Source organism: Pseudomonas sp. GW822-FHT07A10 (assembly GCF_058798795.1).
This window is the reverse complement of sequence record NZ_JBXAKV010000009.1, coordinates 235055-249507: the sequence shown is the minus strand read 5'-3', so window position 1 is coordinate 249507 and position 14453 is coordinate 235055. Positions and strand designations below refer to the sequence as shown.

Here is a 14453-nt window from a genome sequence, read left to right as displayed (position 1 = left end):
GGCGAGTGACCTTCAGGTCAGGTTGGTTCAAACTACAGCCTTTCAAGCAGGGAGATGTAGGGCGATGCAAGGTCACCCAGACGTAATCGATTACCTCAACACGTTGCTGACAGGCGAACTGGCAGCGCGTGATCAATATTTCATCCATTCGCGGATGTACGAGGACTGGGGGTTCACCGAGCTCTACGAACGTATCAACCACGAGATGGAAGAAGAGGCTCAGCACGCTGATGCGCTGATGCGTCGGATCCTGATGCTCGAAGGTACGCCGCGCATGCGTCCGGACGATCTCGATGTCGGCACCACGGTGCCGGATATGCTCGCCGCTGACCTGCGTCTGGAATATAAAGTTCGTGCAGCTCTGTGCAAAGGCATCGAGCTTTGCGAGCAGCACAAGGACTATGTCACCCGCGAGATCCTGCGCATTCAGCTGAACGACACCGAGGAAGATCACACCTATTGGCTGGAGAAACAGCTGGGTTTGATCAAGTTGATCGGACTGGAGAATTACCTGCAATCGCAGTTCTGATTTTTTAGGCCGACGACGCACAAAAAAGCCCCTGTCACCGATAATGTGACAGGGGCTTTTTCATGGGCCTGATTCAGGCCTTGTCGCGAGCCAGCAGTGGTTTGAGGTAGTAGCCAGTGTGAGACTGCTTCATCTCGGACACGTCTTCCGGTGTGCCGACGGCAATGATCTGGCCGCCCTTGGAGCCGCCTTCCGGCCCCAGGTCCACCAACCAGTCGGCAGTCTTGATCACATCCAGGTTGTGTTCGATCACCACCACGGTATTGCCATGGTCGCGCAAGCGATGCAAAACATCGAGCAGTTGCTGGATATCTGCAAAGTGCAGACCGGTAGTCGGCTCATCGAGGATATACAGGGTCTTGCCGGTATCGCGCTTGGACAGCTCGCGGGATAGTTTCACCCGCTGGGCCTCACCGCCCGACAGCGTCGTCGCCGATTGTCCCAGCTTGATGTACGAAAGGCCTACGTCCATCAGCGTCTGAAGCTTGCGCGCCAAGGCTGGAACCGCGTCGAAGAACACCCGGGCTTCCTCGATGGTCATCTCGAGGGTTTCGTGGATGCTCTTGCCCTTGTACTTGATCTCAAGGGTTTCGCGGTTGTAGCGCTTGCTCTTGCAGACGTCGCACGGGACATAGATGTCCGGCAGGAAGTGCATTTCCACTTTGATCAGGCCATCGCCCTGGCAGGCTTCACAGCGTCCGCCCTTCACGTTGAAGGAGAAACGCCCTGGCCCGTAACCGCGGGAGCGGGATTCCGGTACGCCGGCGAACAACTCGCGAATTGGTGTGAACAACCCGGTGTAGGTCGCCGGGTTGGAGCGCGGCGTGCGACCGATCGGGCTCTGATCGATGTCGACGACTTTATCCAGGTGCTCAAGGCCCTTGATGCTGTCGTGAGCCGCCGCTTCCAGGGTCGTTGCCCCGTTGAGTGCGGTAGCGCTCAAGGGAAACAACGTGTTGTTGATCAGCGTCGATTTGCCCGAGCCGGACACGCCGGTCACGCAAGTCAGCAGACCGATTGGAATCTCCAGGTCGACATTGCGCAGATTGTTGCCGCGAGCACCCTTGAGGGACAGCGACAGCTTCTTGTTACGGGGTGTGCGTTTGGCTGGAACGGCGATCTTCACTCGGCCCGACAAATACTTGCCAGTCAGAGAGTCAGGGTGAGCCATGACTTCGTCTGGCGTACCTTCGGCAACGATATGTCCACCGTGCACACCCGCGCCCGGGCCGATATCCACTACATAGTCGGCCAGACGAATCGCGTCTTCGTCGTGCTCGACCACGATTACCGTGTTGCCGATGTCCCGCAGGTGCTTGAGGGTGCCGAGCAATCGGTCGTTGTCCCGCTGGTGCAGGCCAATTGACGGTTCATCGAGGATGTACAGAACCCCCACCAGGCCGGCGCCAATCTGACTGGCCAGGCGAATGCGCTGGGCCTCACCGCCGGACAGCGTGTCGGCACTGCGATCCAGTGACAGATAGTCCAGGCCTACGTTGACCAGAAACTGCAGGCGTTCTCGGATTTCTTTGAGGATCTTGTCGGCAATTTCGCCACGGCGGCCGGTCAGCTTCAGCACGCCGAAGTATTCGCAGGCATCGCCGATCGGCAAGTTGGTCACCGCCGGCAAGGTCTTCTCGCCAACCCAAACGTGTCGCGCCTCGCGACGCAGACGGGTGCCACGGCAATCCGGGCAAGGCTGGGTGCTGAGGAACTTGGCCAGTTCTTCACGGACCGAAGCCGATTCGGTTTCGCGGTAGCGACGTTCCAGGTTCGGCACGATGCCTTCGAACGGGTGCGAACGTTTGACGATATCGCCGCGGTCGTTCAGGTACTTGAAGTCGACATTCTGCGAGCCGCTACCATGCAGGATGAATTTCTGCTGATCGGCCGGCAGTTCGTTGAACGGCACTTCGAGGCTGAACTTGTAGTGGGCGGCCAGCGAGCCAAGCATCTGGAAGTAATAGACGTTTCGCCGGTCCCAGCCGCGGATCGCGCCTTCGGCCAGGGTCAGTTCACTGTTCACCAATCGTTTGGTGTCGAAGAACTGTTTAACCCCCAGGCCATCACAGGTCGGGCAGGCGCCGGCTGGGTTGTTGAAGGAAAACAGCTTGGGTTCCAGCTCGCTGATGGCGTGGCCGCAGATCGGACAGGCAAAGCGTGCGGAGAAGATGATTTCTTCGCCGGGCTCGTCGTCCATTGGCGCCACGAGAGCGATGCCGTCCGCCAGTTTCAGCGCGGTCTCGAACGATTCGGCCAGGCGTTGTTGCAGATCGGCGCGGACCTTGAAGCGGTCGACCACGACATCGATCGAGTGCTTCTTCTGTTTATCCAGCTTCGGCAACTCGTCCAGCTCACAGAGTTTGCCGTTGACCCGGGCCCGCACAAAACCCTGGGCCCGCAGCTCTTCGAATACCGAAAGGTGTTCGCCCTTGCGCTCGCGGATCACAGGGGCCAGCAGCATCAGTTTGCTGCCCTCCGGTTGCGCCAGCACCAGGTCGACCATCTGGCTGACGGTCTGGGCTTCCAGCGGAATGTCGTGGTCCGGGCAGCGCGGAATACCGACGCGAGCGTAGAGCAGGCGCAGGTAATCGTAGATTTCGGTAATGGTGCCAACCGTCGAGCGCGGGTTGTGCGAGGTCGACTTCTGTTCGATGGAGATCGCTGGCGACAGACCTTCGATGGTGTCGACGTCAGGTTTTTCCATCATCGACAGGAATTGCCGGGCGTAGGCCGACAGCGATTCGACATAGCGGCGCTGGCCTTCGGCGTACAGCGTGTCGAAGGCCAGGGACGACTTGCCGGATCCGGACAGGCCGGTGATGACGATCAGTTTGTCCCGTGGCAGGGTCAGGTCGATGTTCTTCAGGTTGTGGGTTCGGGCCCCACGAATCAGGATCTTGTCCAAAGTGGCCTCGCTCGGCGGGCGTCGAAAACGTAGGAGTATACGGCCAAATACTGGATGGATGCACACTATCAAATGAGGGGCGCGCAGCCTTGCGTGAAGATTGCGTCATCTGTACGCGTCATAGCGTCGCGATATACCCCGTCAATCGATGGGACTGGTAGAATCGCCGCCGGTTCACATGAGGTTTTTCCATGCACGATCCCCACAGCGAACGCATGAGTGGCAGTGAGACCCGCGCAGCAAGCGGTCTGGCCCTGGTGTTCGCCTTCCGTATGCTTGGCATGTTCATGGTGTTGCCGGTGCTGGCGACCTATGGGATGGACCTGGCGGGCGCGACCCCGGCCCTCATCGGGTTGGCGATTGGCGCTTACGGCCTGACCCAGGCGATTTTTCAGATTCCCTTTGGCTTCATTTCCGACCGCATCGGTCGACGTCCAGTGATTTACCTGGGGCTGATCGTTTTCGCCCTGGGGAGTGTGCTGGCGGCCAATGCCGATTCGATCTGGGGCGTTATCGCCGGACGCATCCTGCAGGGCGCCGGGGCGATTTCCGCGGCGGTCATGGCGTTGCTGTCGGACCTGACCCGGGAACAGCATCGGACCAAAGCCATGGCCATGATCGGCATGACGATCGGTCTGTCGTTCGCGATCGCCATGGTGGTAGGGCCATTGCTGACCCGTGCCTTCGGCCTCTCGGGGCTGTTCTTCGCCACCGGCGGCATGGCGCTGCTTGGTATCGTCATCGTGATGTTCATGGTGCCGCGCGCCACCGGGCCATTGCAGCACCGCGAGTCCGGTGTCGCGCGTCAAGCGCTGATACCGACGCTCAAGCACCCGGACCTGCTGCGCCTGGACCTGGGCATTTTTGTGTTGCACGCGATGTTGATGTCGAGCTTCGTTGCATTGCCCCTGGCGCTGGTCGAAAAAGCCGGTTTGCCCAAGGAGCAGCACTGGTGGGTGTACCTCGCTGCGCTGCTGATTTCTTTCTTCGCCATGATCCCGTTCATTATCTACGGCGAGAAGAAACGCAAAATGAAACGAGTTTTATTGGGCGCGGTGCTGACGCTGATGCTCACTGAGCTATTCTTCTGGCAGTTCGGCGACAGCTTGCGGGCTCTGGTAATCGGCACGGTGGTGTTTTTCACCGCGTTCAATCTGCTGGAAGCGTCCTTGCCGTCGCTGATCAGCAAGGTTTCACCGGCAGGCGGCAAAGGCACGGCGATGGGGGTTTATTCCACCAGTCAGTTCCTCGGTTCGGCACTGGGCGGGATCCTCGGCGGCTGGCTGTTTCAGCACGGCGGTTTGTCGGTTGTGTTCCTGGGATGTGCCGGGCTGGCTGCACTTTGGCTGGCCTTTGCTGTTACCATGCGCGAACCACCTTACGTCACGAGCCTGCGCTTGCCGTTGTCGCCCGAGGCGATCCGCGAAGCGGGTCTGGTTGAGCGCCTGAAGGCCGTCGTAGGGGTAACAGATGCGGTGATCGTTGCTGATGAAGCGGCGATTTACATCAAATTGGACACAGAACTATTGGATCGCACGACCCTTGAGCGCCTGGTGAACAACCCGGCCGAGGCAGCGTGCGTAGCCTAGGAGAACGTTATGGCCCGTGGGGTTAACAAAGTCATATTGGTCGGCACTTGCGGCCAGGATCCCGAAGTTCGCTACTTGCCTAACGGTAACGCCGTGACCAACCTGAGTCTGGCGACCAGCGAACAGTGGACCGACAAGCAAACCGGTCAGAAGGTCGAGAAGACCGAATGGCACCGTGTTTCGATGTTCGGCAAAGTGGCCGAAATCGCCGGCGAATACCTGCGTAAAGGTTCGCAGGTCTACATCGAAGGCAAGCTGCAGACCCGCGAGTGGGAAAAAGACGGTATCAAGCGTTACACCACTGAAATCGTGGTCGACATGCAAGGCACCATGCAACTGCTGGGCGGCCGTCCACAACAGGGTGACCAACAAGGCGGGGGCAATAACTACCAGCAATCCGCTCCAGCCCCACGCCAGCAGGCTCCGCGTCCGCAGCAGTCGGCACCGCAACAGTCGCGCCCGGCTCCTCCGCAGGCCGCACCGCAACCGGCTCCGGATTTCGACAGCTTTGATGACGATATTCCGTTCTAATTCCTACCTAAGACTATTTTGTAAAGTTTAGGTCTGGAACCCCCGATCAGTCCTCTCGACTGGTCGGGGGTTTTCTTTTGCGCACCAGATTGTAGGAGCCGGCTTGCTGGCGATGAACGATAACTCGGTTTGTCTGGTTAACCGCGGCGCCTGGATCGCCAGCAAGCCGGCTCCTACAGAGCGGTCATGTTGGCCCGCGCCATGTGCAGTTTTTTGTAGCTGTCGATCAGGCGCAAGTGTCTATCGAGCCCCTCCAGCTTCATGCTGGTCGGCGTCAAGCCATGGAAGCGCACGCTGCCGTCCACCGATCCGATCGCTGCATCCATCCGCTCGTTGCCAAACATCCGGCGGAAGTTGGCCTCGTAGTCTTCCAGTTCCAGGTCTTCGTCCAGTTTCATCTCCAGCACCACATTCACGGCCTGATAGAACAAGCCGCGCTCAACCGTGTTGTCGTTGTACTGCAGGAACATTTCCACCGCCTCTTTCGCCTCTTCAAATTGCTGTAGGGCGAGATAAATCAGCAGCTTCAACTCCAGGATCGTCAGCTGACCCCAAGCGGTATTGTCGTCAAATTCGATGCCGATCAAGGTGGTGATGTCGGTGTAGTCGTCCAGCTCACTTTCCACCAGGCGCTCAACCAGTGCTTGCAGTTCCTCTTCGTCCAGGCGATGCAGGTTCAGGATGTCGGCGCGGAAGAACAGCGCTTTGTTGGTGTTATCCCAGATCAGATCGTCTACTGGATAAATTTCCGAATAGTCTGGCACCAGGATGCGGCAGGCCGTTGCACCGATATGCTCGTAGACCGCCATGTACACTTCTTTGCCCATGCCTTCGAGAATGCCGAACAAGGTCGCGGCTTCCTCGGCATTCGAGTTTTCACCCTGGCCGGAGAAGTCCCACTCCACGAATTCGTAATCCGATTTTGAGCTGAAGAAGCGCCACGACACCACGCCGCTGGAGTCGATAAAGTGCTCGACGAAGTTATTCGGCTCGGTCACCGCATGACCTTCAAACGTCGGCTGGGGCAGGTCGTTGAGGCCTTCGAAGCTGCGGCCCTGGAGCAATTCGGTCAGGCTGCGTTCCAGCGCCACTTCCAGGCTCGGGTGCGCGCCGAACGAGGCGAACACCCCGCCGGTACGCGGGTTCATCAACGTGACGCACATCACCGGGAATTCACCTCCCAGGGACGCATCCTTCACCAGCACCGGGAACCCTTGCTCTTCCAGTGCCTGAATCCCGGCCAGTATTCCAGGGTACTTCGCCAGCACGTGAGCCGGCACATCCGGCAGGGCAAATTCACCTTCGATGATTTCGCGTTTTACCGCGCGCTCGAAGATCTCCGACAGGCACTGCACCTGGGCTTCGGCCAGCGTGTTACCGGCACTCATGCCGTTGCTCAGGAACAGGTTTTCAATCAGGTTGGATGGGAAATACACCACCTCGCCGTCGGACTGGCGCACGTACGGCAGCGAGCAGATGCCGCGCTCTTCATTGCCCGAGTTGGTATCGATCAGATGGGAACCACGCAGCTCGCCGTCGCGGTTGTAAATCTTCAGGCAGTACTCGTCGAGGATTTCGGTCGGCAGTGCATCTTTACGGCCAGGCTTGAACCAGCGTTCGTCCGGGTAGTGCACAAACGCTGCGTCGGCGATGTCTTCGCCCCAGAATTGGTCGTTGTAGAAGAAGTTGCAGTTGAGTCGCTCGATAAACTCGCCCAACGCCGACGCCAACGCGCCTTCCTTGGTCGCACCCTTGCCGTTGGTAAAGCACATCGGGGAGTGCGCATCGCGGATATGCAGCGACCACACATTGGGCACGATATTGCGCCACGAGGCGATTTCAATCTTCATGCCCAGGTCCGCCAGAATGGCCGACATATTGCCGATGGTTTGCTCCAGCGGCAGATCCTTGCCGGCAATATAGGTGCTCGCCCCTGAGTTGGAAGCAGGCATCAACAACGCCTGGGCATCGGCGTCGAGGTTGTCCACCTCTTCGATCACAAACTCAGGCCCGGCTTGCACCACTTTTTTCACGGTGCAACGGTCGATGGAACGCAGGATGCCCTGGCGGTCCTTGTCGGAGATGTCCGCCGGCAACTCGACCTGGATCTTGAAAATCTGGTTGTAGCGGTTTTCAGGGTCAACAATATTGTTCTGCGACAGGCGGATGTTGTCCGTGGGGATATTGCGTGTGTTGCAGTACAACTTTACAAAATACGCCGCACACAGCGCCGACGAAGCCAGGAAGTAGTCGAACGGACCCGGTGCCGAGCCATCGCCCTTGTAGCGGATAGGTTGATCGGCCACCACCGTGAAGTCATCGAACTTGGCTTCAAGTCGCAGGTTGTCGAGAAAGTTGACCTTGATTTCCATGGGGGATTACCAGAATAACGGCTAAACGAATGGCCGCCATTATCCGGCATTTGCGCAGTAAGTCTTGTAGGTGTCTGACGATATGTCGACACCAGTCCTTTTTAGTGGGCGATGGAGGGCTCAGTCGAGTATCAGATGCGGCAAGAACCGGCTCGAATCCTTGGTAATCAAGCTGTTGTCCTCACGCACGCCGATACCGGCTGCCTGATCCCCGATTACCCAGGAGCCGATCAGCGTGTAGCTGTCGCCAAATTTCGGCAGCGGGGCAAACTCCTGAAGGATAAACGGCGCATCAGTGTAGGGGCCGTCCTCTTTTACGATCAGACCCTCAGCGGTTTGCAGCTCAATGTTTGCGCCTTCCCGTGAGAAGAACGGCTTGCGGACCCAACCTTTGGGCACCGCTTTACTCGGATCGGAGTCCAGATGCGCCGCGAGCAGGTTCGGGTGACCTTGGTTGAACTCCCACAGCAGCGGCAGGATGCCCTTGTTGGAGATGATGGATTTCCAGGGTGGTTCGAAAAACTGCGTATCGCTCTGCGCAATCGCTGTGCCGAAGGGTTCGTGGAAGATGAACTCCCAGGCATGCAGTTTGAACAGGTGAGGGATCCAGCGATCTTCGAGGTCAACGAAACGTCCGTCACTGGTGAGGCCAATGTCCTCGATATCGATGTGCCGCGATTCGATGCCGACCTTTTCCGCGACCAGGCGCAGGTAGTCGGTGGTGCCCTTGTCTTCGACCGAGTCTTTCATCGAGGCGAAATAGAAGGGCTGTTTGAGCTGCAGTTGGGCAAAAGCCTGATGCAGCTTGGTGTCGATGCTGTTGAGCTGGTCGGCGTGCCTGGGCAGCAAGCCGCGTTCGATGCATTGCTCCAGCCAGCCCCACTGAAACGCCGCGGCCTCATACAGGCTGGTCGGCGTGTCGTAGTTGAGTTCCAGCAACTTGGCGGGCCCGCTGCCGTTGTAGGAGAAGTCCATGCGCCCATACAGGTGCGGGTGGCCTTCGAGCCATGAAGTGCGAACCATGTCGAAGAACGGCGCGGGGATGCTCAGGCGCTCCAGCAACTCTTCGCTTTGCACCACTCGCGCCACCAGGTCCATGCACATCTCATGAACTTCGGTGGTCGGGTCTTCGAGGTCGTTCTCGATCTGCTTGAGCGTGAACTGGTAGTACGCGCTCTCGTCCCAATAGGGTTCGTCGTCGATGGTATGGAACAGAAAGCCGAGACTTTCGGCGGTCTGTTTCCAGTCATGACGCTCTGCGCAGAGGATTTTCTTCATGGCCTTGTTCCCTTAGCTGCTTGAACCGCCAAAGCTCTTGCCTGATCCACCCCAGCCACTGCGTGCGCTGGCCTGGCTGCCGAAGCCGCCGCGGGAAGTGGATGATGCAACGGACACTGGCTTGCTGCGGGTGATGGTGTCGGTGTAACTGCCACTGCTGCCGTACCGCGCCTGATTGGACCTGTTGAAGGTTGAACCTGACGATACCCGCTGACTGAGTGTCGAGGACGAGTAGTCACCGCGATCATCGCGATAGCGGTAGACCGGCTCGGAGTAGTAACTGTTGCGGTTGTTGCTGAGCATGTTGCCGATCAACAGTCCCGTCAGCAGGCTACTGCCGGAGAAGCCCGACCCTGCGGCATTGGCTTCCGATGCGGGCAATTTAGCCTTGGCCGCGTCCACTTCGGACTGCGTCACCTCGCCATCGGCACTCAGTTCGAAGCCGCCGAGCTTGGGGATGAATTTGCCGGCGGAATCCTGCTGGCACCAGTCGGCGACAAAGTCGGCGTCGCAATCAGCCTGGTTGTCGTACACCGGCGCAATGCTTCGATGCTGGGCCATGGCCTTCATATAGGCGTCAGAACAGATGTCGACCGGGAGCTTTTCATCGGCGCACTGCTGAACGGACTGGAAATTGTACTTTTTGTGTATCTCGTAGGTTTTTTCCGTCGGCCCGCAGCCTGATATGGCCATGGCGACCGATGCCGCCAGCGAGAGCTGAACGTACTTGCTTCGTTTCATCGCAATCTCCGTGGCGTAATCAGTTCTGGGAAGGGGTCATGCACGCGGCGTTCAACATGCCGACGCTGATGGCCACTGCCGCGACATAGATACCCGCAGCGATTTCGCCGTTCTTGATGCGTTCAGAGGCGCCTTTGAGCACCAGGCTGGTTACCAGGAACGCCAGCAGTTGTACGAAAGCGGCGATCACCGCCCAGACGACGAAGTCCAGAATGCTGATCGAGTAGGCGATCACATTGCTGGCCGGAATGGCGAATCCGATGATGGCACCGCCCAGGGCGATGGCGGCTGCAACGTTGCCCGCACGGATCAATTCGAATTCCCGGTGCGGTGTGATTCGGGTGTAGATGAACTGGAACAGCGCGAACAGCACGGCAGCGCCGAGGATGTACAAAACAAACCCGAGTACGGCGGCTTTGTTCAGGGAGATAGAGAGCGCTTCAAGCATGGACTTCTTCCTTTTTAAAAAGTGTTCAGGTCGGTGGTGTACAGCGAAATACCCAGCGAAGTGCTCAAGCTGATGGTGCCTTCGGCGTCTTCTTCGACGGAAAACAGCAGGAATTCCCGGCGATCGGTCAGGCCGGTTTCGCGGGCGTACAACATCGAACGGTGCCCGATGCTGTAGGTCTCATCCGGATTCTTCAGGTGTTCGCTCAACGGCACCAGTTCGGTCTGGCCGTTCTCGGTGCCCCATTCGCGGGTGTATTCGACCCCGTTTAGGGTGTAGGTCGGCAGGCCGATCAGGCTTTGAGGACCGGCCAGCCGCCGCAGCTCCGCTTCACTGTTGATGGTGACGTAACTGAGGTAGTTGAACAGGATCACCGACTCGACCTGTCCGGCAATGTCGCCGGTGGTGTGCACTTGCAGCCAGTAATCCTCGTCGTTCATGTAATAGCGCGACAGCCAGTTCGACTGCCCGAGATCAACGGTGCCGGCGCTCCAGATCTGTTGGGAGCCAGGGATGATCACGTTGGTGTTGCCGTCGAGCAACAGCTTCAGGGTGGTGTCGAACATAACCCCTTTGCCAAATGCCAGGCCCAGAGGCCCGGCGACAGGCGAGGTTCCGCTGGCTGTCCATTTCGATTCGGTATTCGCGTTCGGGGCCTCAAGCCCCAGCAACTGTTTAAACCATCCCATTGGAGATTTCCTTGAGGCGAGTAGAGGCGATGTAGAAGAGTTCGCCGCCCTTGACGCGAGTGGCGCCGGGCGGGTTGATCGAAGGCTGTCGGGCGCCTTTGGCGCGGTAGCCGATAAGGGTCGCGTTATGGCGTTCTTTCATCTGTGCATACAGATCGCCGAACGTTGCTTCAAAGGTTTCGGGCAGTCTCATCAGGTATTGGGTGGCGCCTTGGCCCACGCACAGCAATTCATTGATGACCACTGACGAGCCCGGATCCTGAGAGGCGCGCACCAACATCTCGATGGCCATGCTTGAGGTGCATTCCAGGCTGGGCGCGTAGGCGCTGGCGAGCGCGGCGATTTCACTTTCATTGAAGTGGGCGACCACATGCCCGGCCGGGCTCAGTTGATTGACCGCCAGAACGGTGGCCAGGGTCAGATCATCTGAATGGGTACGCACCAGTACGCGTTCGGCGCCAGGCACGCCGGCACGCAGCAAAAGCGCGGCAGATGACAGGCTTTCACCTTTGATAAAGGCCGCCTTGCCCGGCATGGGGTTTTCTTCGAGGTCGCAATCGCAAATGACGATCAGGTTGTCATTGGACGTTTCGTCCTGCAGCAGCAACTCAATAACCCGCTCGCTGGACGCGCCTTCCCAGCCGATGAGAACGGTATGGCCGACCTTGCCGGTGAAATCGCCTTTGCCCTTCATGCCTTTTCTCCATACATCGATGACACTGCTGGTGGTTTTGCCGATGGCTGCCGTCAGCAGCGCAATGCCCCCGAGCATGACCCAGGTGGCCACGAAAATCCGTCCCGCGGCTGTCTGTGGCGCAAGATCGCCGTAGCCGACGGTGAGCGTAGTGGTGAGATAGAAGTAGGTGAACGTGGCGGGAGCGATGAGGTGTTGTTCGCCCAGAAACGCCAGGCCGAGCCAGGCCGTGCTCAGGTGTACGCCCAACGCAATGGCCAGGCCGGCCCAGCCGAAGCGATGGAAGAAGGACGCAGCGTACGCGCGCAATAAAAGGAAAATCGACATTACATCCCTGACTCCTTGGGGGCTCATTCCTGGCGACGTAATCGCTCGGGCATCTGAGTGCTCGAGTGCGGTTACCGGGCGGCATTAAACCTGCTGCGCGGCGTAGATAACAGTACCTTGGCTGCAATAAAACCGCCGATTGCACCAAAAATATGCCCTTCGAAGGAAATGCCCCGGCGCGGAAGGAAGCCAACAATCAGCCCACCATAGAGCAGGGCCACGACACTGGCCGTTATCAGGTTGCTCCAGCTCCTCTGGAACCAGGCGCGCGAAAGAAGATACGCCCACAGCCCGAACACCCAGCCGCTGGCACCGATATGCACGCCGGCAAAACCGAACAGCCAGATCAGCGAACCGCCCAGCAAAATGATGATAGCGCTGACGGCCATGAACCGGTTGAGCCCTTCGACGATGACCAGGGTACCGAGGATCAAAAAGGCAATCAGGTTGGCACTCAGGTGCGCAAAGGATGTGTGCAAGAAAGGCGAGGTGATGATGCCGACCAGTCCGTGCAGGGTTCTCGGAACCAGGCCGAAGGCGTTAAGGCTGTAGCCGGTCGCCACATTGAGCAGTTGCAGCGCAACCATGAAGATGGCCAGGCCAGCGATTGTCTTGAAACCCTTCAGGGCATCCATCCTTGACCTCGACTCGGCAGTAAAGAAGGGCGATCAATTAATGCCTGCCAGTTAAGAGATAGAACAAGCACTGAGTAAAGTTGTGGCGAGGGAGCTTGCTCCCTCGCCACAGGGTCAGCGCACTTGACTGACTGGCATCAGGGCAATGAATGCCCTTTCTGCTGGGGTATTGCTTACTCGGCCGATTTTTTCTTCAGGCGTTCCAGGATCGCATTGGCGCTGCCTTCATCCGGCGTGATGCCGGCTTCGCGAAGCTTGCGCTCCAGGTCGGTGCCGGTCGACGCGTCGGCCAGTTCGTCCTGGGCTTGCAGTTCAGCGGCGCGTTGCTGCTGCTTGGCCTGCAGGCGGTTCAGCGTACCGACGGCGGTTTCCAGCTTGCCGTTGGCGCCGCCACTGGCGATCGAAGCGCTGACCTGGGCTTTCTGTACGCTTTCGCGAGCCTTGGCCATGTCCACTTGCTGGCGCAGGCTTTTGATGCGGTTTTCAGCCTTGGTGATGTCTTTGCGCATGTTGTCCGCATAACCGCCGAATTCGGTGGCCTGCTTTTGCTCGACATCCAGTTCATTGGTCAGGGTCGAAATGGCTTCGGCCACTTCCAGTGCCAGGTCTTCGCGGTTGGCCTGGATGGCGGCCAGGGCCTTGGATTCCAGGTCCTTGATCTTGGCGTTGTACTCGCTGACGCGGTCAGCCGACAGTTTGTGCTTGGCCATGATGGTGACCAGCTCACGCTTGGCGTTGGCCAGCGCGCTGTCAGCATCGCGAATTTCCTGGTCGAGGATGCGCAGGGCCTGTTGGTCGACGATCGATTCGCCGACTTCGTTGGCACCGCCACGCAGCGCGGTGAACAATTTGCTCCAGATGGACTGAGTCATTGGATGTTTCCTGTTCCCGAATAATTAATTGAAGAAGCGTTCAAAGGCTTCGCTGGCGCGCTGGACGTTGTCGACGAGGGTTTTGATCTCAGTCACGACGTTGGTCAGGCTGGAGTCGGAGCTCAGTGCGCCGAACATGTTGTAAACGACCTGCCCGTTGGGCATGGACTCGATACCGATCGAGGACAGGGGGAACATTTCCCGGCTGCGCAGAACGGCATCGTTGAAGGCCGGGACGTCGTTGATCGACTCGACATCGACCAGAACGGTATCGACGATGATCTGATCGCCAACCACCGCGATGTAAATCGGCAAGCCACCGAAATCGTTCATTTCCAGCTTGATGCTGGATTCGGAGCCTTGAACGAGGGAGAGGGTGATTTCGTTCGCAACCACTTCGTCGAGGGCCTGGAGGGCGCTGTAGAGGCGATCGATGTTCCAGTTATTACCTGCGCTCATGTAATTCTCCGACATGAATGAGCCAGCCAGAATCGGTTGGCGTAGCTGTTTCTCCATCTGCTTGAGCAGGCTTCGATTTTCGGGAAGCACCCAAGTCTCGTGTTTCACATAGCCGGCGGCACCCAGGCCCGCGCGCATCTGCTTCATGTAGAAGCTCGATGGTTTTTTCGCGGAGGGTTTCGAGCGCTCTCCCTTGCGGCTCGCTGAATCGGTAACAGACCCGGTAGGCGGATCTGATGGAGAGCTGCTTTTCATGGTGCTGATCCCGTTGTGAAAAACTCACGCGTGATAACACTACAGGCTATTTTTGCAGCCCTCAATAGCTCACGCGTGAGATTTTTTCGACGGTTGCGCAGGTGTATGAAAAAGAAGGGAAGCAGC

At 58.4% G+C, this 14453-nt stretch carries 13 protein-coding genes; 3 read left to right on the top strand and 10 right to left on the bottom strand.

All coding sequences use genetic code 11. From position 1 onward, the window contains the following. The first annotated feature begins 64 nt into the window (after window positions 1-64). The gene (bfr, locus tag AC1RL4_RS17270; RefSeq protein ID WP_230173034.1) at window positions 65-529 is read left to right on the top strand and encodes a bacterioferritin; all 465 of its coding nucleotides are present in this window, start codon (window positions 65-67) and stop codon (window positions 527-529) included. Between the two features lie 73 nt (window positions 530-602). Here bfr and uvrA read toward each other — a convergent pair whose 3' ends face one another. Beyond that, window positions 603-3437, bottom strand: coding sequence for an excinuclease ABC subunit UvrA (gene uvrA / locus AC1RL4_RS17265; RefSeq protein WP_007933691.1), 2835 nt, complete (start codon window positions 3435-3437; stop codon window positions 603-605). 191 nt (window positions 3438-3628) lie between these two features. On the opposite strand from uvrA, the gene AC1RL4_RS17260 reads away from it, so the two are divergent. Both AC1RL4_RS17260 and AC1RL4_RS17255 read left to right on the top strand, forming a co-directional pair. Beyond that, window positions 3629-5026, top strand: a complete 1398-nt coding sequence (locus AC1RL4_RS17260) for an MFS transporter (protein ID WP_019650831.1) — start codon at window positions 3629-3631, stop codon at window positions 5024-5026. A gap of 9 nt (window positions 5027-5035) precedes the next feature. Then, the gene (locus AC1RL4_RS17255; RefSeq protein WP_007933689.1) at window positions 5036-5557 is read left to right on the top strand and encodes a single-stranded DNA-binding protein; all 522 of its coding nucleotides are present in this window, start codon (window positions 5036-5038) and stop codon (window positions 5555-5557) included. A gap of 173 nt (window positions 5558-5730) precedes the next feature. On the opposite strand, the gene AC1RL4_RS17250 is transcribed toward AC1RL4_RS17255, so the two are convergent. The 9 genes from AC1RL4_RS17250 to AC1RL4_RS17210 all read right to left on the bottom strand — a co-directional run bounded on the left by AC1RL4_RS17250 (window position 5731) and on the right by AC1RL4_RS17210 (window position 14219). Beyond that, on the bottom strand, window positions 5731-7929 hold the full coding sequence (locus tag AC1RL4_RS17250; protein WP_230173037.1) for an OsmC domain/YcaO domain-containing protein: 2199 nt from the start codon (window positions 7927-7929) through the stop codon (window positions 5731-5733). Between the two features lie 120 nt (window positions 7930-8049). Next, window positions 8050-9207 carry a glutathionylspermidine synthase family protein gene (locus AC1RL4_RS17245; RefSeq protein ID WP_493119784.1) on the bottom strand — a complete coding sequence of 386 codons (1158 nt, stop codon included), beginning with the start codon at window positions 9205-9207 and terminating at the stop codon, window positions 8050-8052. A gap of 12 nt (window positions 9208-9219) precedes the next feature. Then, a complete protein-coding gene (locus tag AC1RL4_RS17240; protein WP_019581406.1) occupies window positions 9220-9948 on the bottom strand; it encodes a DUF1190 domain-containing protein in 729 nt (242 codons plus the stop codon). A gap of 19 nt (window positions 9949-9967) precedes the next feature. After that, window positions 9968-10396, bottom strand: coding sequence for a DUF350 domain-containing protein (locus tag AC1RL4_RS17235; RefSeq protein WP_018925663.1), 429 nt, complete (start codon window positions 10394-10396; stop codon window positions 9968-9970). A gap of 14 nt (window positions 10397-10410) precedes the next feature. After that, window positions 10411-11085, bottom strand: coding sequence for a DUF2491 family protein (locus AC1RL4_RS17230; protein WP_019581405.1), 675 nt, complete (start codon window positions 11083-11085; stop codon window positions 10411-10413). Next, window positions 11072-12106, bottom strand: a complete 1035-nt coding sequence (locus AC1RL4_RS17225) for an ion channel (protein ID WP_096479468.1) — start codon at window positions 12104-12106, stop codon at window positions 11072-11074. The genes AC1RL4_RS17230 and AC1RL4_RS17225 overlap by 14 nt, the downstream gene beginning before the upstream one ends. 71 nt (window positions 12107-12177) lie before the next feature. Further along, the gene (locus AC1RL4_RS17220) at window positions 12178-12741 is read right to left on the bottom strand and encodes a rhomboid family intramembrane serine protease (RefSeq protein ID WP_028938804.1); all 564 of its coding nucleotides are present in this window, start codon (window positions 12739-12741) and stop codon (window positions 12178-12180) included. A 173-nt stretch (window positions 12742-12914) separates the two neighbouring features. Then, window positions 12915-13613 carry a PspA/IM30 family protein gene (locus AC1RL4_RS17215; protein WP_007933675.1) on the bottom strand — a complete coding sequence of 233 codons (699 nt, stop codon included), beginning with the start codon at window positions 13611-13613 and terminating at the stop codon, window positions 12915-12917. Between the two features lie 24 nt (window positions 13614-13637). Continuing rightward, a complete protein-coding gene (locus AC1RL4_RS17210) occupies window positions 13638-14219 on the bottom strand; it encodes a YjfI family protein (RefSeq protein ID WP_018925667.1) in 582 nt (193 codons plus the stop codon). Window positions 14220-14453: the final 234 nt, after the last annotated feature.

Bases quoted from the DNA above. Each gene is read 5' to 3' on its own strand.
- AC1RL4_RS17240 (WP_019581406.1), bottom strand. From the start codon at position 9,948: ATGAAACGAAGCAAGTACGTTCAGCTCTCGCTGGCGGCATCGGTCGCC.
- AC1RL4_RS17235 (WP_018925663.1), bottom strand. From the start codon at position 10,396: ATGCTTGAAGCGCTCTCTATCTCCCTGAACAAAGCCGCCGTACTCGGG.
- AC1RL4_RS17225 (WP_096479468.1), bottom strand. From the start codon at position 12,106: ATGTCGATTTTCCTTTTATTGCGCGCGTACGCTGCGTCCTTCTTCCAT.
- AC1RL4_RS17255 (WP_007933689.1), top strand. From the start codon at position 5,036: ATGGCCCGTGGGGTTAACAAAGTCATATTGGTCGGCACTTGCGGCCAG.
- bfr (WP_230173034.1), top strand. From the start codon at position 65: ATGCAAGGTCACCCAGACGTAATCGATTACCTCAACACGTTGCTGACA.
- AC1RL4_RS17215 (WP_007933675.1), bottom strand. From the start codon at position 13,613: ATGACTCAGTCCATCTGGAGCAAATTGTTCACCGCGCTGCGTGGCGGT.
- AC1RL4_RS17210 (WP_018925667.1), bottom strand. From the start codon at position 14,219: ATGAAGCAGATGCGCGCGGGCCTGGGTGCCGCCGGCTATGTGAAACAC.
- AC1RL4_RS17260 (WP_019650831.1), top strand. From the start codon at position 3,629: ATGCACGATCCCCACAGCGAACGCATGAGTGGCAGTGAGACCCGCGCA.
- AC1RL4_RS17245 (WP_493119784.1), bottom strand. From the start codon at position 9,207: ATGAAGAAAATCCTCTGCGCAGAGCGTCATGACTGGAAACAGACCGCC.
- AC1RL4_RS17230 (WP_019581405.1), bottom strand. From the start codon at position 11,085: ATGGGATGGTTTAAACAGTTGCTGGGGCTTGAGGCCCCGAACGCGAAT.
- AC1RL4_RS17220 (WP_028938804.1), bottom strand. From the start codon at position 12,741: ATGGATGCCCTGAAGGGTTTCAAGACAATCGCTGGCCTGGCCATCTTC.
- AC1RL4_RS17250 (WP_230173037.1), bottom strand. From the start codon at position 7,929: ATGGAAATCAAGGTCAACTTTCTCGACAACCTGCGACTTGAAGCCAAG.